Source organism: Sporomusaceae bacterium ACPt (genome assembly GCA_041428575.1).
Lineage (GTDB): Bacteria > Bacillota > Negativicutes > Sporomusales > Sporomusaceae > Sporomusa_D > Sporomusa_D carbonis.
The window spans coordinates 1975561-1997161 of record CP155570.1 but is presented as its reverse complement, the minus strand read 5'-3'; the positions used below and the strand labels follow the sequence as shown (position 1 = coordinate 1997161).

Annotated in this window: 24 protein-coding genes; all 24 read left to right on the top strand. The window is 43.8% G+C overall.

The window, feature by feature from the left end; translation table 11 throughout:
• The first annotated feature begins 87 nt into the window (after positions 1-87).
• The 24 genes from SCACP_RS10165 to SCACP_RS10050 all read left to right on the top strand — a co-directional run bounded on the left by SCACP_RS10165 (position 88) and on the right by SCACP_RS10050 (position 21595).
• Positions 88-825 carry a YebC/PmpR family DNA-binding transcriptional regulator gene (locus SCACP_RS10165; RefSeq protein ID WP_425061214.1) on the top strand — a complete coding sequence of 246 codons (738 nt, stop codon included), beginning with the start codon at positions 88-90 and terminating at the stop codon, positions 823-825.
• Positions 826-977: 152 nt separating this feature from the next.
• The gene (locus SCACP_RS10160; protein WP_425061213.1) at positions 978-1598 is read left to right on the top strand and encodes a BofC C-terminal domain-containing protein; all 621 of its coding nucleotides are present in this window, start codon (positions 978-980) and stop codon (positions 1596-1598) included.
• Positions 1599-1800: 202 nt separating this feature from the next.
• The gene (gene ruvC / locus SCACP_RS10155; RefSeq protein ID WP_425061212.1) at positions 1801-2307 is read left to right on the top strand and encodes a crossover junction endodeoxyribonuclease RuvC; all 507 of its coding nucleotides are present in this window, start codon (positions 1801-1803) and stop codon (positions 2305-2307) included.
• On the top strand, positions 2291-2914 hold the full coding sequence (gene ruvA, locus SCACP_RS10150) for a Holliday junction branch migration protein RuvA (protein WP_425061211.1): 624 nt from the start codon (positions 2291-2293) through the stop codon (positions 2912-2914). Before ruvC ends, ruvA begins: the two co-directional genes overlap by 17 nt.
• A gap of 19 nt (positions 2915-2933) precedes the next feature.
• Entirely contained in the window at positions 2934-3956 is a 1023-nt protein-coding gene (gene ruvB, locus SCACP_RS10145) for a Holliday junction branch migration DNA helicase RuvB (RefSeq protein WP_425061210.1), read from the top strand.
• A 17-nt stretch (positions 3957-3973) separates the two neighbouring features.
• Positions 3974-4522, top strand: a complete 549-nt coding sequence (locus SCACP_RS10140) for an epoxyqueuosine reductase QueH (RefSeq protein ID WP_425061377.1) — start codon at positions 3974-3976, stop codon at positions 4520-4522.
• Entirely contained in the window at positions 4522-4749 is a 228-nt protein-coding gene (locus SCACP_RS10135) for a DUF2905 domain-containing protein (RefSeq protein ID WP_425061209.1), read from the top strand. Before SCACP_RS10140 ends, SCACP_RS10135 begins: the two co-directional genes overlap by 1 nt.
• Positions 4750-4765: 16 nt before the next feature.
• On the top strand, positions 4766-6115 hold the full coding sequence (locus SCACP_RS10130; protein WP_425061208.1) for a SpoIID/LytB domain-containing protein: 1350 nt from the start codon (positions 4766-4768) through the stop codon (positions 6113-6115).
• Between the two features lie 19 nt (positions 6116-6134).
• Positions 6135-7154 carry a tRNA preQ1(34) S-adenosylmethionine ribosyltransferase-isomerase QueA gene (gene queA / locus SCACP_RS10125; RefSeq protein WP_425061207.1) on the top strand — a complete coding sequence of 340 codons (1020 nt, stop codon included), beginning with the start codon at positions 6135-6137 and terminating at the stop codon, positions 7152-7154.
• Between the two features lie 29 nt (positions 7155-7183).
• Positions 7184-8293: a tRNA guanosine(34) transglycosylase Tgt gene (gene tgt / locus SCACP_RS10120; protein ID WP_425061206.1), complete on the top strand. Its 1110-nt coding sequence runs from the start codon at positions 7184-7186 to the stop codon at positions 8291-8293.
• A gap of 60 nt (positions 8294-8353) precedes the next feature.
• Entirely contained in the window at positions 8354-8650 is a 297-nt protein-coding gene (gene yajC, locus SCACP_RS10115; protein ID WP_425061205.1) for a preprotein translocase subunit YajC, read from the top strand.
• Between the two features lie 100 nt (positions 8651-8750).
• The gene (locus SCACP_RS10110) at positions 8751-9344 is read left to right on the top strand and encodes a 5-formyltetrahydrofolate cyclo-ligase (RefSeq protein WP_425061204.1); all 594 of its coding nucleotides are present in this window, start codon (positions 8751-8753) and stop codon (positions 9342-9344) included.
• 95 nt (positions 9345-9439) lie between these two features.
• The gene (locus SCACP_RS10105; protein WP_425061203.1) at positions 9440-10105 is read left to right on the top strand and encodes a phosphohydrolase; all 666 of its coding nucleotides are present in this window, start codon (positions 9440-9442) and stop codon (positions 10103-10105) included.
• Positions 10106-10220: 115 nt separating this feature from the next.
• Positions 10221-11426 (top strand): protein translocase subunit SecD, encoded by a 1206-nt coding sequence (gene secD / locus SCACP_RS10100; protein WP_425061202.1) that lies wholly within the window; start codon positions 10221-10223, stop codon positions 11424-11426.
• A gap of 13 nt (positions 11427-11439) precedes the next feature.
• Complete coding sequence (gene secF / locus SCACP_RS10095; RefSeq protein ID WP_425061201.1) at positions 11440-12348, top strand: protein translocase subunit SecF; 909 nt, start codon at positions 11440-11442, stop codon at positions 12346-12348.
• Between the two features lie 91 nt (positions 12349-12439).
• Positions 12440-13462 carry a hypothetical protein gene (locus tag SCACP_RS10090; RefSeq protein WP_425061200.1) on the top strand — a complete coding sequence of 341 codons (1023 nt, stop codon included), beginning with the start codon at positions 12440-12442 and terminating at the stop codon, positions 13460-13462.
• Between the two features lie 81 nt (positions 13463-13543).
• Positions 13544-13981: a DUF456 family protein gene (locus tag SCACP_RS10085; RefSeq protein ID WP_425061199.1), complete on the top strand. Its 438-nt coding sequence runs from the start codon at positions 13544-13546 to the stop codon at positions 13979-13981.
• A gap of 162 nt (positions 13982-14143) precedes the next feature.
• Positions 14144-14434 (top strand): LapA family protein, encoded by a 291-nt coding sequence (locus tag SCACP_RS10080; protein WP_425061198.1) that lies wholly within the window; start codon positions 14144-14146, stop codon positions 14432-14434.
• A gap of 147 nt (positions 14435-14581) precedes the next feature.
• Positions 14582-16654, top strand: coding sequence for a single-stranded-DNA-specific exonuclease RecJ (recJ, locus tag SCACP_RS10075; protein WP_425061197.1), 2073 nt, complete (start codon positions 14582-14584; stop codon positions 16652-16654).
• Positions 16654-17166 (top strand): adenine phosphoribosyltransferase, encoded by a 513-nt coding sequence (locus SCACP_RS10070; RefSeq protein ID WP_425061196.1) that lies wholly within the window; start codon positions 16654-16656, stop codon positions 17164-17166. Before recJ ends, SCACP_RS10070 begins: the two co-directional genes overlap by 1 nt.
• Before the next feature lie 48 nt (positions 17167-17214).
• Complete coding sequence (locus SCACP_RS10065; RefSeq protein WP_425061376.1) at positions 17215-19440, top strand: RelA/SpoT family protein; 2226 nt, start codon at positions 17215-17217, stop codon at positions 19438-19440.
• 3 nt (positions 19441-19443) lie between these two features.
• Positions 19444-19893: a D-aminoacyl-tRNA deacylase gene (gene dtd, locus SCACP_RS10060; RefSeq protein WP_425061195.1), complete on the top strand. Its 450-nt coding sequence runs from the start codon at positions 19444-19446 to the stop codon at positions 19891-19893.
• A gap of 15 nt (positions 19894-19908) precedes the next feature.
• Complete coding sequence (locus SCACP_RS10055) at positions 19909-20529, top strand: MBL fold metallo-hydrolase (RefSeq protein WP_425061194.1); 621 nt, start codon at positions 19909-19911, stop codon at positions 20527-20529.
• Positions 20530-20536: 7 nt separating this feature from the next.
• Positions 20537-21595 (top strand): AI-2E family transporter, encoded by a 1059-nt coding sequence (locus SCACP_RS10050; protein ID WP_425061193.1) that lies wholly within the window; start codon positions 20537-20539, stop codon positions 21593-21595.
• Positions 21596-21601: the final 6 nt, after the last annotated feature.

Sequence of the window (21601 nt, the reverse complement as noted above, 5' to 3'; positions counted from 1 at the left end):
CAGTACAGATGATAAATTGCGCTTTGCCAACTAGTTGCTATTATGTTACAATATTGGCGATTCACATAGTCTGAGAGGAGTATTGCAATGTCAGGACATTCAAAATGGGCCAATATTAAGCACAAAAAAGGCAAGATGGATGCTATGCGCGGCAAGATTACTACCAAGATTAGCCGTGAGATTACCATTGCTGTAAGAATGGGCGGATCAGACCCAACAGGAAATATGCGCTTAAAATTAGCATTACAGAAGGCAAGAGAGAACAATATACCAAAAGAAAATATCCAGCGGGCAATTCAAAAAGGAATGGGAGCACTCGAAGGCAGCAATTATGAGGAAATAATATATGAAGGCTATGGCCCGGGCGGAGTAGCTATTATGGTTGAGGCTATGACTGACAACCGTAACCGGACAGCTGCCGATGTGCGGCATTTATTTTCTAAATATGGCGGCAACCTCGGCGAATCTGGCTGCGTTTCCTGGATGTTTAAACAAAAAGGCTTGTTTGTTGTTGAGCAGGATGGCATTGATGAAGAAGAATTGATGCTGCTAACCCTTGACGCGGGCGCTGATGATTTTGAAGCTAGTGACGGACAGTTTGAAATAACCACTACTCCCGATAACTTTGAACAAGTTCAGGAAGCGTTGGAAAAAAATAATATTAAAGCAGTTGTTGCCCGGATTACTATGGTGCCGGAAACTACTGTCGACTTATCAGGCGATGAAGCGACAAAAATGATAAAACTGTTGGATGTTCTTGAAGATCATGATGATATCCAGGAAGTTTATACTAACTTTGATATCCCTGAAGATATTGACGATTAAATAAAACCGCGCTTCCATGCCTTTCGGCTTGAAAGCACGGCTGTCTTCAATCTTTAGCAGGCTTCAGCCCGCTTTTATTTTTTGTTAACATTGTATAATTTTTGTAGATTTTGGTAAAACTATTGGCGACACTAGAGAAAGGAGTGTTGCCAATGCTATATTCCAAAATGATAGCCATACTTACTTCACTGCCACAACAGACCAAAAAGCTTGCTAAGTCCATCAAATCGCAACCGGTAATCATCGGCGGTCTAATTCTTTTATTGTCCGGGATTGGTTATTATGCTTTCCTTGTACAGTTTGACAACAAATTCCCTGGACCGCAGCAAGAGACTGAAGTTGTCAAGCAGGATGGCAAGATCAAAATTTCAGCAAACACTGATTTGGTGCAAAAAATTGTCTATACCAAGTGTAAGGATGAGGAAATATTTCGCACCAAGCCACCTGATAATCTAATTGGGCTCAACTTTAATCAGGTGCAAAAAATTTATTCCGGCTGGAATATTGATAAATTTGATACCAAGGAAGTTGAGATGACTCTGAAAGTTGATAGTCTATGCCGTGAACATACTAATAATATGTTTCTTGGCATTAAGGACGGCTATGTCACAGTATTTTATGGAGTTCCCGGACCTAAGGCAATAGTAAAGGAAGTAACAAATATACCCGTTAACCATCTTATGCCGCAGGATTTGCAAGAATTGCACCAAGGATTGGTTATTCAGTCTAAGGAAGAGTTACTACGGACTTTAGAAGGTATGCAGGCGCGATAAAGAGAGGGAAACCTCTCTTTATCCATTTCTGTATGAAATCCAATAAAGATTTTTTTCTAGGCGTGTTGTTAGTAACGCTCCACCGCTGGCGCTTGACTTACGCTTATACTAACAACACGCCTGTAAATCTTTATTGGATACTATATAGTAACAGGAATATAGAATAAAGTTGTCGAATGTAGCTGGTAAAAGGGGGCACCACATGATAACATTAGGAATTGACCCGGGTACAGCCATTTGCGGCTACGGCTTGGTTGAAACACATGGCAGTAGAATAAAAGCTCTAACTTATGGTGTTATTGAAACACATCCGGATATGAGCAGCGCTATGCGGCTGAAAAAAATTCATCAGGAAGTTGACAGCCTTATTAAACAGTTTAAACCCGATGTTATGGGCGTTGAGCTGTTGTTTATGAATAAAAATGTACGGACAGTAATGGCTGTAGGACAAGCTAGAGGGGTGGTATTGTTGGCTGCAGCGCAAAATGACTTAAGACTTGCCGAATTTACGCCCTTGCAGGTTAAGCAGGCAGTGACCGGTTATGGCAAGGCAAGTAAGGAACAGGTTATCTACATGACGCAACGGTTGCTGAATTTGCCTGACAAGCCGCACCCGGACGACGCTGCCGACGCTTTGGCTGTTGCTATTTGTACCGTCCACTGCAATAGTATAAATAGAATGAGGGTAACTGATGATTGGTTATGTTAAAGGGATAGTTACACATCTATTTACCGATTGCTGTTTTGTTGAAGTGCAGGGAATTGGCTACCGGGTATTCATCCCGCACTCTACCAGGCAGAAGCTGGCAGTTGGTGGAACAGTAACATTATTTACATATCTTAATGTACGCGAGGATGCGCTGACTTTATATGGCTTTTCGACGCCGGAAGAATATGACTTGTTTTTGAGCCTTATCTCAGTATCAGGGATTGGCCCCAAAGTTGCTGCCGGTGTTCTGTCAGCCATTACCCCGCAAAATTTTCGTGCAGCAGTCAGTGCTAATAATGCAGCGCTGTTAACTAAAATACCCGGTGTTGGCAAAAAAACCGCCGAAAGAATCATTCTCGAACTAAAAGACAAAATTGGAATCAGTGCTGAAATTGATGCCGGTATCGCCGGTTCACAACTGCCGGATGCCGGTTTGCCAGGCAGTATTATGCAGGAAGCTGCGCTGGCGTTGGCTGCCCTGGGTTATAACCAGGCTGAAATTGCGCCGGTTATAAAAAAGGTTTATGAACATGAACAGAAAATACATACAGATGTATCGGTTGAACAGTTAATTAAATTAGCATTAAAGGAATTTGGCCGGAGGTAACTGGGAGGAGAGCTAGCTGGTGGAAGAGCGCGTTGTGGCACCCCGCGAGCAGGATGTTGATTCATGGCAATACAGCCTGCGGCCGCGGCGGTTAATGGAGTATATCGGACAAGATCAGGTAAAAAACAATCTTTCAATATTTGTCCAGGCAGCGCTGGCCAGGAATGAAGCGCTTGACCATGTTTTGTTATATGGTCCGCCTGGATTGGGGAAAACTACGTTAGCTGGAATTATTGCCAATGAACTTGGCGTTAATTTCAGGATTACATCAGGTCCGGCGATTGAACGGCCTGGTGATTTGGCTTCACTTTTAACTAACCTTGGCGACAAAGATGTGCTGTTTATTGATGAGATTCATCGGCTGTCCCGGGCGGTGGAAGAAGTGCTTTATTCGGCAATGGAGGATTACGCGCTTGATATCATTATTGGCAAAGGTCCTTCCGCCAGGTCAATCCGCCTGGATTTGCCCAAATTTACGCTGGTAGGGGCAACAACTAAGGCTGGAGCGTTAGCCGCGCCGCTAAGGGATAGGTTCGGCGTCATTTGCCGCCTGGAGTATTATGAGACCGACCACTTGGTATGTATTGTTAACCGGGCCGCTGAGATTCTCAAAGTAGACATTGAACCCCGTGGCGCTTTAGAGATTGCGCGACGGTCACGGGGAACGCCGCGTATTGCCAACCGCTTGCTGAAGCGGGTAAGAGATTTTGCCCAGGTAACAGGCAACGGCGTCATCACTGATACTATTGCTGATAAAGCACTGGCACTGTTAGAGGTAGACAAACGCGGCCTGGATAAAACCGACCGCAGTATGCTAACGGCGATTATTAAAAAGTTTAATGGCGGGCCGGTGGGGCTGGATACACTGGCGGCAGCCATCAGTGAAGAAACAGAGACTATCGAAGATGTGTATGAGCCGTTTTTGCTGCAACTGGGGTTGATTGCCAGGACACCGCGCGGGCGGGTAGCTACCCCGGCGGCTTATGCCCATCTAAATATTCCATACAAAGAAAAATCCGATGCTCAAGAAAAGTTATGGTAGGTGATACTAAGGTGCGTATGTTGCTGCACATATGTTGCGGGCCTTGCGCTGTTTTTCCGGTAAAATATTTGCTTAAAGAATATCCTCAATATGAAATAACCGGATATTTTTACAATCCTAATATTCATCCTTATAAAGAATTTGTCAGACGGCTGGACACACTGAAAACATTTGCGGAAAAAATCGGTTTAAATAATCTGATAGTTGATGACAGCTATACACTTGAAGAATTTTTGCGGCAGGCGCTAAATGCTCCGGGCGGGCGCTGTCAGAGCTGTTATGAATTAAGAATGCGGCAAACTGCCGGATATGCCAAAGAGAACGGATTTGACTGTTTTAGCACTACCCTTTTAGTAAGTCCGTACCAGCAGCATGATTTGATAAGAGCGGCGGCCGAAGAGGCAGCCAATGTCGAAGGAGTTAAGTTCTGTTATATAGACTTCCGGCCAGGTTGGCAAGAAGGGGTCAAAATAAGCCGCGAGCTAGAAATGTACCGCCAGCCCTATTGCGGCTGCGTGTTTAGCGAAAAAGACCGTTATTACAAACCACAAAGGGGGCAGGGCTGATGCCAGAAGGGTTCGATTCATTCGGTAAGATGCTGATGCTGTTTGGTGCAATTTTACTGATTGCCGGAGCTATATTTCATTTTGGCGGCAAATTTATTAATTTGGGCCGGCTGCCAGGCGATATTAATATCGAACGGAACAATTTCAGTTTTCACTTCCCCATCGTTACATCACTTATCGTAAGTGTTATCCTCACCGTAATTCTGAATTTAATATCAAGAAAATAATCGCGGAGGTAGGCGCGTGGATAAATATGTGCTAAAATGGTTACTGCTGATTGCTGTTTTGGCAGTTGTATTCTTGCCATTATCAGGACAAGCCCAGATGGCTGATGATGATGTTATTACCCTGTTTCAACCCGCTTTGCGAGTAGGCATCTTAACCAACCAGCGTACAATCCAAGTGTCGGCTGACACTGATTTTGACATTGTTACTGCCGGCAAGACGTTAGGGAGTTTCCGTGCCCACGAACAGGTGACAATTGCTCTTAAAGACGGCGTTTTTTCGGTTAACGGTGTAACAGTGGCTGCCGCCGACCTGGAGGTTGTTGCCAAAAAAGATGAATCACTCTACTATCTCGAGCAGTTTATACAGGTTAATAAGCGGCGGTACCGTGGCGATATCAGTATCCACCGCACCGCCGGTAAAACTGGCATGACAGTAGTCAACACGCTGCCGGTTGAACAGTATTTATACGGGGTAATAAAAAATGAGATAGCCCCGGAGTGGCCGCTAGAGGCGGTAAAAGCGCAAGCGGTGGCCGCACGGACATACGCGTTGGCCAATTATAACAAACACAAAGCGGATGGATTTGATGTATGCGCTACTACCGACTGCCAAGTATATGGCGGACGGGAGAGTGAAGTTCCCCGGGCGCTTGAAGCGGTGGACGAAACCAGAGGTTTGGTACTCATGTATAACGGGAAACTAATTACAGCCTACTTTCATAGCAGTTCAGGCGGTTATACTGAAAATAGCGAAAATGTTTGGTCCACGCCTGAACCTTATCTTAGAGGTGTAGTTGATTTTGACCAAAACTCTCCGTATTTTAAATGGGAGAAGAAGCTAACTATTGGTGAGCTCAACCAGGCAATTAATAAAGCCGGGTATAATATCGGTAATTTACAGGCAATTGAACTCTCGCCGCTGGAAAATCCACCAGCTACCAGTTCTGACCGCGGTGTTTCAGGCCGGGTAAAAACTGTCCGTTTATTGGGAACTAACGGCAGTGTTCAGGTGTCCGGCACTAAATTGAGAAGTATTTTGGACTTGAAAAGTACCTTGTTTGATATTAAAACCGCGGCCAACGGGTACAAAGAGTTCGCCATGCCCGTCAATGCTGGCGTCAATCCGGAGGTGCCGCAGCGTGTATTAGGTATAGCCACTAAAGATAATCCTAATATTCGACCAGTCAGCAGCCAACCGGCAGATGTAATTGTCATTACCGGGTTTGGCTGGGGCCATGGTCTTGGTTTATCCCAATGGGGAGCTAAAGCTATGGCAGAAAAGGCTCCTCCGGGTAACCCGGAATATTTTAAGGATATCTTGAAACACTACTACCAGGGTGTACAAATTAAAAAAGCCTATTTATAGGCCATAACGAGGGAGTTACATGCTAGTTTCGGATTTTGATTATTATTTGCCTGAAGAACTCATCGCCCAGCAGCCGGTAGAACCGCGCGACCATTCCCGGCTGCTGGTGCTTGCCAGTAAAACAGGGCTCATTGAGCATAAGCAATTTTATAATTTGCCGCAATACTTACAACCAGGGGATACCCTGGTTTTTAACGATACCAGGGTAATACCGGCCCGGCTAATTGGTATCAAGCCGGAAACAGGCGGCAAAGTTGAAGTGTTTTTGCTAAACCGCCTAGCTAAAGACCGGTGGGAAGTGTTGGTAAAGCCCGGAAAACGGGCTAGGCCGGGGACAGTTATTGAGTTTGGCCCCAATCTAAGTTGCCAAGTCACAGATACTACTGATTTTGGCGGCCGTACAGTACGTTTTGACTTTCAGGGAACTTTTGAAGAGATTCTCGATAGTTTGGGCGAAACGCCGCTGCCACCATACATTAAGGCACAATTGCCAGACAAAGAGCGCTATCAGACTGTTTATGCCCGGGAACGGGGGTCTGCCGCAGCACCTACCGCCGGGCTTCACTTTACCCGTCAACTCATGGCAAAAATTGCAAGTATGGGTGTTAATTTAGCTTTTGTTACTTTACATGTCGGTTTGGGAACATTCCGCCCGGTTACGGTTGAAAATATAACAGAGCATATCATGCACCGTGAATATTATTCAGTGCCGGAAGAAACGGCGATTATTGTCAATAAAACACTGGCCGCCGGAAAACGGGTTATTGCCGTAGGCACTACCGCAGTACGCACACTGGAAACGGCTGGCGCAGACGGCTTGCTGGCAGCTAAAAGCGGCTGGACTGATATTTTTATATATCCGGGTTATGAATTTAAAATTGTCAAAGCACTTATAACTAATTTTCATTTGCCTAAATCCACGCTGCTGATGCTAGTAAGCGCCTTTGCCGGCAAGGAGAACATCTCTACCGCCTACCGGAAAGCGGTGGAGCAACGTTACCGGTTTTTCAGCTTTGGCGATGCCATGTTTATTATTTGATTTGTTTTAGATAGTTGGAGGTGTAGTTATTGGCAATTACATATGAACTTATTAAACGTTGCTCAAAAACGGGTGCGCGGGTTGGCCGCCTATACACGCCGCATGGTGTATTTGATACGCCCATCTTTATGCCGGTAGGTACGCAGGCAACAGTTAAAGCCATGTCGCCTGAAGAACTTAAAGCTATGGGCGCCGGTATCATCTTAAGCAACACTTATCACTTATATTTACGCCCAGGCCATGATCTGGTAGCCGAAGCTGGCGGCCTTCACAAGTTCATGCAATGGGACCGCGGAATCTTGACTGACAGCGGTGGTTTTCAAGTGTTTAGCCTGGGGCCGCTCCGCAAAATAACCGAGGATGGAGTAACTTTCCGGTCACATATTGATGGTTCCAAGCACTTTTTATCACCGGAAAAGGCTACCGAAGTACAAATGGCTTTAGGTGCCGATATCATTATGGCCTTCGATGAATGCGTGCCTTATCCGGCTGATCATGAGTATGCGCGTCAATCGACCGAGCGTACCACCCGGTGGGCTGAACGCTGTAAAAATGCCCATACACGTAAAGACCAAGCGCTGTTTGGCATTGTTCAGGGCGGAATGTATAAAGACCTCAGAGCTATGAGCGCCAAGGATCTTATTTCTTTGGACTTTCCGGGATATGCAGTAGGGGGGCTCAGTGTCGGAGAGCCTAAGCCGCTTATGTATGAAATGCTGGAGCATACTGTGCCGCTTTTGCCGGAAAACAAGCCGCGTTATTTGATGGGGGTGGGCACTCCGGATTGTTTAGTTGAAGGTGTAATGTACGGTATCGACATGTTCGACTGCGTTTTTCCGACAAGAGTTGCCCGCAATGGTACTGTCATGACCAGCCGGGGACGGTTAGTGGTCAAAAATGCCGAATTTGCTCGCGATTTTAGGCCGATTGATCCTGATTGCGGCTGCTATACTTGCCGGAACTTTTCCCGTGCTTACATTAGACATCTTCTCAAGACTGAGGAAATTTTCGGCCTAAGGCTTACTACTACCCATAACCTGCATTTCCTATTGAATTTTATGAAAGAAATGCGTAAAGCCATCCTTGAAGACAGATTTTTAGCCTTCAGAGAAGAGTTTTGGTCTCATTACCGAAAGTAATAGAGGATTTATGACAAACGTGTGGAATATATTGCTAGCAGGCACAGGAGGTGAGTTAGCATGCCGGAATTTTCACCCGAAATAATGCAAGCCGTTCAGGCTTCATGGCCCATTGTATTAATGGGATTAATATTCTATTTTTTACTGTATCGTCCACAGAAAAAAGAACAACAACGCCGCCAGGATCTGTTGAAAAACCTGAAAAAAGGTGAACGGATAGTGACTATTGGTGGTCTCTATGGTACTATCACTGCTTTAAATGAAAAAACGGTAACGATTAAAATTGCTGAAAAAGTAGAAGTCGATATATCCCGTACCGCCGTTAGCCATTACCTAAATCAACCCAAAGCAAAATAATATGATTGCTTATGATTATAACTAAGAGCGACTGGGCTTCTGCCGTCATCCGAGAAGACTTGGCATAAGCCAAGTCTTTTCTTAGGGGAGGAGGAACCCCATGGAGATTAATAAAAATGCCAAAAAAGAATTACGAAAAAATATTTTATCTATCAGGCGGAAGTTGAGTCGTGAAGAGGTTGCTGCCGGCAGCAATCAGATTGCCGAGCATTTGTTTGCTTGGCCGGAATATCAAGCGGCCAAAACTATTATGCTCTATCTGGCCATGCCTGACGAACCCCAGATGGATAGGGTTATATCTCATGCGTTGGCTAACGGCAAAACAGTATGTGTGCCACATATGCGCGAAACCCGTGGACTTATGGACGCTGCCATCATCACAGGTCTTGATGATTTGGTGGTAGGGCAATTTAATCTGCTTGTTCCTAATCCGGCAACTTTAAAACTGCTTGTGCCGAGTGAGCTTGACCTTATTATCGTACCGGGAGTGGCTTTTGATAAAGCGGGACGCCGGTTAGGAATGGGGGCCGGCTATTATGACCGTTTCCTCATCCAAGCGAACCGAGCTGAACTTATTGGTGCGGCTTGGGCTGCACAAATACTTGATACTGTACCTACTGACGACCATGACCGGCCAGTAAATTATTTACTTTCCGAAGATGGCATATTTATGTGCAGCAAAGGCAAAATGTAACTAGTTGCATTTTGCCTTTGCTCTGCCTTGATAAAAGATGCTAAGGTGAGGTTGGGCAAGTAAAGGCTAACTTTGGACAAGCGGAGGATTTGCCAATGTCAGCAGTAACTATCGCACATTTAAAAGCAGACCATGAAGTAACAGTTTACCTTACCCGCAGTACTCAGTATCTTGGACGCTTGGGTTTTACCGAACACGGTCTCAGACATGCCGGAATAGTCTCGGCCTTAGCCTACAAGGTTTTACAGGAACTTGACTATCAGGCGCGAGATTGTGAACTTGCGGCTATAGCCGGGTATTTGCATGATATTGCCAACATGATTAACCGCTACAATCATGGGGGTTCGGGCGCCATAATGGCTTTTAACATTTTGACGCGTATGGGAATGCCGCCTGAAGAAATTGCCCTGGTAATATCAGCAATCGGCAACCATGAAGAAGAGCGTGGCAACGCTATTAATCATGTGGCCGCAGCATTAATTTTAGCCGACAAATCGGATGTTCACCGTGCGCGGGTAACTAACCGTGATTTTGCCAAATTTGAAATTCATGACAGGGTAAACTATGCTGCGGAAAGCAGTAAATTACTGATAGACAAAAAATCGCGTACTGTATCATTACATGTCACTATTGATACTCAGATTTGCCCTGTTATGGAGTATTTTGAGATATTTTTACTGCGAATGGTTATGTGTCGACGGGCGGCTGAATTTTTGGAATGTCATTTTAAGCTAATAATCAACAACTATGAATTGCTCTAGCGATAGCTGCATCCCATAGTTACCTCTGTACGGTTCATTGTTTTGACAGTAGCTCTTTTGGAAGCTATAATTAAGACCGTGCAAAAAAATGTAGAGCAAGATTGGGGGAATATTTTTGAGATGGGGTAATTTAGCCAAATTTTTGGTTATTGTTTTAGCAATTCTTGCTGTAGCTGGCTACTATATGTCGCCACTGGCCCTGTCCATTAAGCAAGGTCTTGACTTGCAAGGTGGAACTCATGTCGTTCTTGAGGCTTCTGATACCCCTGAAGCCAAAGTTGATGATGATGCTATGCAGCGGGTGTTGCGTATTCTTGAACGCCGGGTTAATGAACTTGGACTTACTGAGCCAATTGTCCAACGCCAAGGAGAACGGCGGATAATTGTTGAGCTTCCCGGTGTCAAAGATCCGGAAAAAGCTATCGAAATACTTGGCAAAACCGCGTTATTGGAATTCCAGGATGAAAGCGGCGCCATTGTGCTGACCGGTAAAGACTTAAAAGACGCAAAAGCGCAAATCGACCAAAGTGGACAAAAACTTGTCGCGATAGAGTTTAGCGATGAAGGCGCAAAAAAGTTTGCGGATTTGACTGCTAAAAACGTTGGTAAGCATATTGCGATTCTGCTGGACAAACAGATTTTGACAAATCCGGTGGTGCAAGAAGCCATTCCCAATGGCAAAGCGGTAATCTCCGGCAACCGCACCATTGAAGAGGCTGAGCGTCTGGCTATCTTGCTGAGGTCAGGCGCATTACCGGTTAAAGTGGATATATTAGAGACAAGAACAGTGGGACCGACTTTGGGGGAAGACTCGAAACAAAAGAGCATGCAGGCGTTCATGATCGGCATAACCGCTATTGTCGCGTTCATGTTGCTTTTCTACCGGCTTGCCGGTTTTGTCGCCAATATCACACTGATTTTGTATGTAATGCTATTACTGTTTAGTTTAAAGATGTTAAATGCTACTTTAACCTTGCCGGGCATTGCCGGTATCATTTTGTCTATGGGCATGGCAGTTGACGCCAACGTGCTTATCTTTGAACGTTTTAAAGAAGAATACCGTAACGGCAAAACCCTGCGGGCCGCCATGGATGCCGGCTTTAGCCGCGCCTTCGCCACAATCCTGGACTCCAACGTTACCACGCTCATTGCTGCTGTCGTACTGTTTTTTATGGGTACAGGTCCAATTAAAGGCTTTGCAATAACCTTAGGGTTAGGGATAATTTTAAGTATGTTTACGGCAATTACAGTCACCAGATTTATGTTGAGAGTATTAATGCATGCTAACGCAATTAAAAATGGCAAAGTGTTTGGAGCTTAGGAGGGAGAAGAATATGAAATTTGACATTATCGGAAAACGCTACTGGTGGTTTCTGCTCTCTCTGCTCGTTCTAATTCCCGGCTTTATCTCTATGGTTACCCAGGGCTTCAACTTAGGCATAGATTTTACCGGCGGCACGCTGCTGGATTTGAAATTCGCCCGCCCGGTAACTGTAGCTGAAGTCAGGGATGTACTCAAAGACTACAATTTAGAAAACAGCACCATTCAATTAGTACTTACGGGTGAGGCGAACAGCTCTCCTAATGTTTTTATTCGTTCTCACGTACTTAGCGAAGATGAACGTCGTAGTGTTCTCAAGGGTTTAGAGACAAAACTGGGGGCGTTCGAAGTACTAAGAGTCGAAAAAGTAGGTGCAGTTATCGGCTCTGAATTAACCAGACAGGCAATTATTGCCCTGTTAATTTCCTGGGTGCTCATGATTGTCTATATAACTTACCGGTTTGAATTCAAGTTTGCTGTTTCCGGGATCATAGCGCTTGTACACGATGTATTCGTTGTGCTAGGCTTGTTTTCGCTCCTGCACAAAGAAATTGACGCTTCATTTGTTGCCGCTATATTGACGATTGTCGGTTACTCCATTAATGATACCATCGTTATTTTTGACCGCATTAGAGAAAACCTGAAAACTCATAAGAAAACCGAAGGATTTCAGGAACTTGTCAACCGCAGTATCTGGCAGACCATGACCCGTTCCATTTATACTGTACTTACAGTATTATTTGCGACAGCTGCGCTCTATTTCTTCGGCGGTGAGACTACTAAAAACTTTTCGCTTGCCTTATTAATTGGCTTTGCCAGTGGCGCATACTCTTCAATATTTAATGCTAGTCCAATTTGGGTTACCTGGAAAGAATTTGAAGAGCGGCGCCGTATTGAATTAAAAACTAAAGGCGTCAAATAAACTTTTTTGGCCTGGAGAGTAATTGCTCCAGGCTTTTTTGCACCTTCATTGCCCTCTGATAATATCATATAAGCAAGCGGGGGGCGATTGTATGGGAGTTATCGTGTCGGCTCTGTCGCTGGCCATTGTCCATATTGCCGGCGATAATGTTGCTGTCGTTCCGGCCATGGCCGCATTAATAGGAGACGGTATATATGCTACAATATTTTTTGCATATATGATATTTGGCGCTATTGTAGCCGGACTATCGGCATGGATCGGCGCGAAAACCGGACGAGAATTGACATCGGTGGCCAAACGCTTATTTGGCGTGCGCGGCAAGTATGGGCTGGCTTTGGCAGTATTGGCTGTATCATTGCCTGCAAGTGCATTGACCGGAGGATATTTTGCCGGGCAGTTGTTGCATAATTTGACAGGAATGCCCTACATTTTTGCTATGACAGTGTGTATAACAGTATGTTCTTGCCTAGCAACTGGTTGCGGCCGGGAACTGCTCCAGCTTTCCAATTATTTGGCCTTGCTGTTAATTCCGGCAGTTGGCATCATCTTAGTCGCATTAGTCAACACCGTGCAAACCGTGCCGCTAAACAATCCAAATTCACTTAATGATATCAGTTGGCCATTGGTATTAGCGCTAATCGGCTATAATGCCGGCGGCATGCGTTCGGCTTTGGTAGTTGAAGCCGGAACTTATCTGACTACCAAAGACTCCACTGGAGTTTTTTTAGCCATATTGGCTAAATTTTTTGAGGGGCTGTTTACACTGCTTTTGGCTCATTTAGTATTACTAGGCGGAACAACTGGGCAAATGCCTTTACCTGATGTTGCTGAAAAAATTTTTGGTACATGGGGATCCCTTGGCTTTAACAGTATTTTACTCTGTATATTTATCAATACCATGGTACCCGCGATGCTGCTAAATGCTAAGCAAATAAGTGTATTGACGCGACTGCCGTTTTTGTCGGCGTTGGCTATAGCAGGAGTATTGGTCTGGTCTGGCAGTTTTATTAGTTTAGATGTAATGCTTAAGATTATGAGTGGCACCGGCTTGTTTATGGTTGTTTACATTGTGTGCATCGCTTACTTTCTACATAAACAGGGACCCAACAAGTAACAATAACCTTACCAATGATATGACATTGTTACGAAACGAGGTAAGCAATAATTGTTAGCAAAATTTCTAGTCACTTTTATTATGCTAATAGGTCTCCTATGTACAGCGTCAAAAAGGTTTCCCGGCACATTAATAATTTTGTTTGGGGCAACGCTCTACGGAGTAATTACCGGCTTTGTAACCTTTACACCAGTAATTGCCATAATATTGACAGTTTTAGCAGTAGTGGCAGAAGTCGGAGGCCGGGTACTAAGGATATACCTGACCCAACGTTATTCAGTTTCCCGCATGTTTAGCGTAAACAGTACTGTCAGTCATTTTGCAGGTATGCTGGCAAGCGATGTGCTGCTAGGACCAATTCTTGGGCTAGTAGTTTGGGAATTAATTGCCGGCAAGACGCTTATACCACGCACTGATACTATTTCTCAGATTCTTTTTCGCTTGGCCGGAGTGGCTATGTTAAGGTTTGTTTGCGGATTAACTATGATTGTGCTTATCATTATTTATATCTTTATATAAATTGGATTTACAGAATATAAATTGGATTTACAGAAAAACAGGCATGTGGCCTGTTTTTCTTATCTATGTTACTTTATTTGCTTATCTGCTGTCAAAATTAAAGGATTATTTACCTATTTGCGAGAATATTATCCTGATACATATATATAGGGTGTGATATGTATGGTAAATTTGTTATTTGCTTTTGTCTTCGCGCTATTAGTTGCCGTCTTGGCTGTACAAAATTCATTGCCGGTTACAGTAACTTTTTTTGTGTGGAGTTTTCAAATATCGCTGGTCGTCATAATTCTGGGAGCAGCTACTTTTGGCGCTATGACAATTTTATCGTTAGCTATGTTGGTACAATTTAAGCTTAGACGCAGTTTATATAAAACCAAACAAATACAACAACAGTTGGAAGACGAAAACCGTGAACTTAAAGCAAAATATGAAAATAAATTGCAAAGTCAGTAAACGGCTAAGTCCTTGGCTAAGTATGACTAAGCATCAGATCAATTAAACCCTCCCTGAAGCTCAGTCTCTCTTTATGTGAAGTTGCAAAATATTGTACTGTATACTACAATTATCTAGTACACGGTTACGGAGGTCTTTACTATCCATATGGCTAGGCTGCAGAAAGCATGGAAGTTATTTCCTGTCAAACACGAACTGGCTGCTAAACTCAGCCGGAAGCTCAATATATCAGAATTTATTGCCCAGACTCTCATTAACCGGGGTGTTACTGATGAAAAATCAGCTACCCAGTTTTTATATTCCGGTTCAGAATATATCTTGAATCCATACTTGTTGAAAAATATGGATATCGCTGTAAGTAGAATTGTACGAGCCATCAATTCCGATGAAAAGATTACTGTTTACGGAGACTATGATGTAGATGGAATTACATCATGTGCCATTGTATACAAAACCCTAAGCCGGCTTGGTGCCAATATTAACTTTTATATCCCTGACAGGCAAAGTGAAGGCTATGGCCTTAATGCTTCGGCTTTAGATGGTCTCATAAATACAGGTACTAAACTGCTTATTACAGTAGATTGCGGTATTAGCGCAGTAAAAGAGGTTTCAGCGGTATTAGATTGTATTGACATAATCATAACTGATCATCATCAACCGCCGCCTGAATTGCCGCCTGCATTAGCAATAATTAACCCCAAGCAACCGGGTTGTCCGTACCCTGAAAAAAACCTGGCGGGAGTCGGAGTGGCCTTTAAGTTATGCCAAGCGTTGTGGCAGAAATATTACGGGACGGAAAATAAGTTTTTTGACTATCTTGATATTGTAGCTATTGGAACAATTGCTGACATCGTGCCTCTTACCGGAGAAAACCGGGTTTTAGTAAAACTTGGTTTGGCGCAATTGCCAACCACCAGCAACTTGGGAATTAAAGCCTTGTTGGAAGTATGTGGTTTAGCCGGCAAAAAAATCGATAGCAGCAACGTGGGGTTTGCCATTGCGCCGCGCCTCAATGCTGTTGGGCGTGTTAGCCAGGCTACGGCAGGTGTAGAACTGTTAATTACCGATGATCAGAACTACGCACATGAACTGGCCACTCTTTTAGACGAAGAAAACTCATCCCGTCAAGCCATAGAAAAGCTTATACTTGCCAAGGCTGAAGACCAACTTGCAGAAGTAGATTTGAACGCAGCTAAAGTACTGGTGCTGGCTGGCGAAGATTGGCATTCAGGAGTTATCGGCATTGTAGCTTCACGACTCGTGGACAAATATTTTAAACCGGTAATAATGATTAGTATACATGATGGTTATGGCAAAGGCTCCTGCCGCAGTATACCAGCGTTTGACATTTACGCAGCACTCACCCGTTGTTCAGATTTATTAACCCAGTTTGGCGGCCACCGTCAGGCTGCAGGATTGACAATTCCTGTTGAAAATATACCTAACCTTTGCTATCGTCTGAATGCTATTGCTGCCGAGACATTATCCGCTGCTGACTATGTTCCCGTGCTTAACATTGATTCATTTTTACCACTGGAAGAAATCAGTAGCGCATTTATTGAACAACTAGCTTGTCTTGAACCCTATGGTTTTGGCAATCCCAGCCCGCTATTTGCTTGTAGAAATGTCCAATTTAAAGAAAAACGACTCATTGGGCAACAAAGCCGCCACCTGAAACTTAAGTTAAATAATACCACAGTTAATGATGTAATCGCCTGGAATATGGGAGAATTATCAGATAGTCTTAGCTGCGAAGAAAATATAGATTTGGTATTTGTGCCGAATATTAATGAGTGGCAAGGGCATAAGAACCTGCAACTGATCGCGCATGATATCCGTCAATCACTTAGCAGCAAAGAGATAAAAGCTAAGCTGGACCAGATAGCGCCTGACCGCGACTGCATTAGACAAGTGTACCTGACTATTAAAGAATTCAACAAAACAGGCCAATATAATTTGTCTTTGCAACATGTTTCCAGTAAAATTCTTGAAAATTATCAAACTTTTTTGCCTGAACAAGTTGTTGACATGGCTTTAACGATACTCACGGAATTAAATCTGCTGACAATAGAAGTTGGAACTGAAGGAGTAGTTACTATCTGCCTCAAGCCATCACCACTAAAAAAACTTAATCTATCAGATTCGCCTACATTTTGTAAATGTTTGAAGATGCGTGAAGAATATTCAACTCAGCATATTCAGTTTGAGGAGGTTCATTAATGAATCTACGGGAAAAAATAAGAAATATACCCGATTTTCCCCAGCAGGGAATTCAGTTTAAGGATATCACCACCTTACTCAAAGATGGGAAGGCTTTTCGTTTGGCTATTGATATGTTGGCAGAACACTATCAGAAGCAGCATATTGACGTAGTGCTTGGACCAGAAGCGCGGGGATTTGCTATCGGTGCCCCGGTCGCTTATGTGTTGGGAGCAGGTTTTGTTCCGATTCGTAAGCCCGGTAAGTTGCCGGCTGAAACTATAAGTTACGAATATTCACTGGAATATGGAAAAGACGCCTTGGAAATCCATAAAGACGCTATTGAACCGGGTAGTAAAGTTTTAATTGCTGATGATTTGCTGGCAACCGGTGGTACTACGATGGCCACAATCAAACTTGTTGAACGTTTAGGTGGGCAAGTTGTCGGATTGGCTTTCTTGATTGAACTGTCGTTCTTAAACGGCCGGGAAGTTTTAAATGGATATGATATAACCTCGCTAATTAAATACTAACTTGAATTATAATATACATTATAGCAGTAACGTTGTATGAGGTGGGGTATGGGCAGCGATGTGCAAGGCAAAAAGGATAACAAGCCAAATATTGAAAATTTAATAGCCAAAATCAAGTCTTACCAACCTGACGCGCCGTTATCGCTGGTGGACAAAGCTTATCAGTTGGCATACAGCGCCCATGCCGGTCAACTTAGGGTATCTGGCGAAGAATATATCTGCCACCCGCTAGGGGTTGCTACTATCCTGGCCGATTTACAAATTGACGCTGTCACAATCAGTGCCAGCTTACTCCATGATGTGGTGGAAGATACCGAGGTTACCCTGGAGATGCTGGAGAAAGAATTCGGTAAAGAAATTGCCATGCTGGTTGATGGGGTTACAAAATTAAGCCGTATCGAGTATAAATCAAAAGAAGAGCAACAGTTGGAAAACTATCGCAAGATGTTCCTGGCTATGGCCAAGGATATCCGAGTCGTGTTGATAAAACTTGCGGATAGATTACATAATATGAGAACTCTTAAATATATGGCGCCGCATAAGCAGCAGGAAATTTCCCGCGAAACGCTGGAGATTTTTGCGCCATTGGCGCATCGTCTTGGTATCTCCAATATTAAGTGGGAGCTGGAAGACTTATCATTCCGGTTTTTGGAGCCGGAAAAGTATTATAAACTTGTAGAACAGGTCAAGCAAAAGCGCAAAGAACGTGAGGAAATCATCACTGAAGCCATTACCCTTATGAGTGAACGTCTTGAAGCGGTCGGCATTAGTGCCGAAATTCAAGGCCGGCCTAAACATTTTTACAGTATCTATAAAAAAATGAAAAAAAATCACAAACAAGATGTCAATGAAATTTATGACTTATCAGCTATCCGGATTGTTGTTGACACTGTAAAAGACTGTTATGGGGCATTAGGAATTGTTCACACTTTATGGAAACCATTACCAGGCAGGTTTAAGGATTATATTGCCATGCCTAAATCTAATGGCTACCAGTCACTCCACACTACTGTTATCGGCCAGTCCGGCCAACCCCTGGAAATTCAAATCCGCACTTTAGATATGCACCGTATTTCCGAATACGGTATTGCGGCACATTGGCGGTATAAAGAAGGCAGTAAAGGCGCTCACAAGGATACCGACCAAAAATTGGCATGGCTGAGACAATTATTGGAATGGCACCGTGATTTGCGTGACCCGCGTGAATTTATTGAAACAGTAAAACTTGACGTCTTTGCCGATGAGGTATTTGTTTTTACGCCTCGTGGTGATGTAATTGATTTGCCGGCCGGATCGGTGCCTATCGACTTTGCCTATCGTATCCATACAGATGTCGGTCACCGCTGTGTCGGCGCCAAAGTTAACGGTAAGATTGTACCTCTGGAATATAAACTTACCAATGGCGATATTGTTGAAATAATTACTAGCAAACAATGTAATGGTCCCAGCCGTGACTGGCTAAATGTTGTAGGTTCCTCTGAAACACGTAATAAAATCCGGCAATGGTTTAAAAAGGAAAAGCGTGAAGAAAACATTGCCAAAGGCCGGGAAATGGTGGAACGTGAGAGCAAGAAGCTTGGTTACGAATGGCGCGATCTTATTAAAGGTGACCGTCTGAGTGAAGTAGCCAAAAAACTTAATGTGTCCAATGAAGACGATTTATTTGAAGGTTTGGGCTATGGCGGAGTTACTTTGCATGGCGTTATGACCAAGCTGATTGAAATGCATAAAAAGGAGTTAAAAAGTACAACTCCTCCTGATGTGTCAGCAATGTTAGCCGAGCTTAAGCCTAAACGGCCTAAAAACAAAGCCAGCCATGGTATTTTGGTGAAAGGTGAGTCCGGACTTATGGTAAGGCTTGCCCGGTGTTGCAATCCCTTGCCTGGCGATGCTATAGTCGGATATATAACTAGAGGGCGGGGGGTGTCGGTGCATCGCGCTGATTGTCCTAACATATTAAACAATCCTGAAGAATATGAGCGCATGATTGAAGTCAACTGGGATGTACCGGGCGACACCCTTTATAAGGTATCTATTGAAATTATCGGCATGGACCGGCCTAATCTGTTATCAGATATCATGATGGTGGCCGCCGACTCTAAGATAAATATCACTTCGCTTAACGCCCGAGTACAAAAAAATAAAACTGCCGTTATTACAATGGACCTTGATATCGGCAATCTGACCCAGTTAGAACATATTATGACTAAAATGCGCCGGGTCCAGGATGTATTTAATGTACACCGTATGACACAAACCTTAGGAGGTGTCTGATGCATGCGGGCTGTTGTCCAACGAACTGACACTGCAAGTGTGATGGTGGAAGAGCAAGTAGTCAGTAGTATTAAAAAAGGCTTAACTGTTTTTTTAGGGGTAGGGGAGGATGACACCGAGCAAGATGCCAAATATCTTGCGGAAAAAATTGTAAATCTGCGAATTTTTCCTGATGCAGCGGGAAAAATGAATTTATCCCTTAAAGAAATTAATGGTGAGCTTTTAGTTGTTTCTCAATTTACTTTATACGGCGATTGCCGAAAAGGCCGCAGACCGAGCTTTGATGCTGCTGCCCAGCCACAGGCAGCTAGGGCGCTTTATGAAACTTTTGTTCAGTTGTGCCGTGATCAGGAAATAGGCGTATCCTGCGGGCAGTTCCAAACCGAAATGATCATTCGATTGACCAATCATGGGCCGGTAACCATGTTGCTTGACAGTAAACGGTTGTTTTAATAGGAGTGTGATTAAATGAAAATAATTCAACTGGAAGTAGGAAGCCTTGGTACTAATTGCTATATAGTATATTGTGAACAAACATTAAAAGCAGGTATAATTGATCCTGGTGGCAGTGCCGAGTCAGTAATTGCTGAAGTTAACAAGTTGGGACTCAAGGTGGAGTATATTATTAATACTCATGGTCATGCCGACCATATTGCTGCTAATGCTGCCGTTCAACAAGCTACTGGCGCAAAAATTCTTATTCATCATGCCGATGCCGTTATGCTGACCAGTGCCCAACACAATCTCTCGATGTTTATCGGCAACAGCTTTGTTTGCCCGGCGGCTGACCGGCTGCTCAATCATGGAGATACTATTAACATTGGCAGCATTGAATTAAAAGTATTGCACACACCAGGACATACGCCTGGCGGCATTTGCCTGTTAGTTGGAAAAATTTTAGTTGCCGGTGATACTCTGTTTGCTGAGTCGATAGGCCGGACTGATTTTCCCGGGGGTTCTTACAGTCAGCTAATCACCAGTATCAAAGACCATTTGCTGACACTGGACGATGATGTCAGGGTGCTGCCGGGTCATGGCCCGGAAACGACAATTGGTTGGGAACGTAAACATAATCCCTTTATTCAATAACCTGGTTATGAAGATGCTGAAATCGCCTGCATTTTGGATAAAAATTGTTATTGTGGCCTTAGGGCTATATATGTTGCACCAGGTAAGTACAATTTATCTGCCGATTATTGTAGCCACCGTAGTGGCGTTTGTGCTCAACCCGCTTGTTAACAAAGTCGCGTCAATACCTCTCTTCCCGTATAAATCCTGTTTACCCCGCGGTGCGGCTATTCTTATCGTTTTTATCCTGACTGGACTGACCCTTGTGGTAATTACCTCTTTTGTCCTGTTGCCTTTTGTTAATGAGTTTAATAATTTTGTTATAAATATGCCAAAACTTGCAGCCAGAATTCGGAGTTTGACCATGCTGATTGCAGAACGGGCGAATGCTGCACAAGTTCCGGCCAATGTCCGATTACTTATTGAAAACACGCTAACCGAAGCTGCCTCTTATGCCGTAAGTTTGGTGCGCAACGCTATTAATACCGTATTCTCCTTTGCGTCGCAAATAATAGAATTGGTTGTAGTACCAGTTTTAGCTTATTATTTTCTTAAAGACTGGAAAAATATTAAAGCTGACGTAGTTACTCTGTTTCCTCCTTCAGTCCGGACATCAGTTGTTAGTGTCATTGAAGAAATGGCTATTGTTGTAAGTAACTACATCCGTGGGCAGGTGCTTATTAGTGTTATAATGGGTCTAATGGTATTTAGCGGTATGTATTTTCTGGGAGTAGATTATCCGCTTGTTTTAGGGCTTTTGGCTACCTTGACCGAAGCCATTCCCATCATTGGCCCAATTATCGGCGCCATACCCGGAATTCTTCTGGCCTATCTGGCATCACCGGTACTGGCAACAAAAGTTGCAGCTTTTTATATAATAATCCACCAAATCGAAAACCACATTGTCGTACCTAATATTATGGGACATACAATTGATCTACACCCCATTTTGGTAATTATAAGCTTGTTAATCGGCGGCCAACTGTATGGAATTGTCGGTATGATTCTGGCTGTACCTGTTGCCGCTCTGCTGCGAGTTTTGCTCCGTCGTCTTTGGTATTTTGATGAAGTTAATAAAGACAGGTGACATATT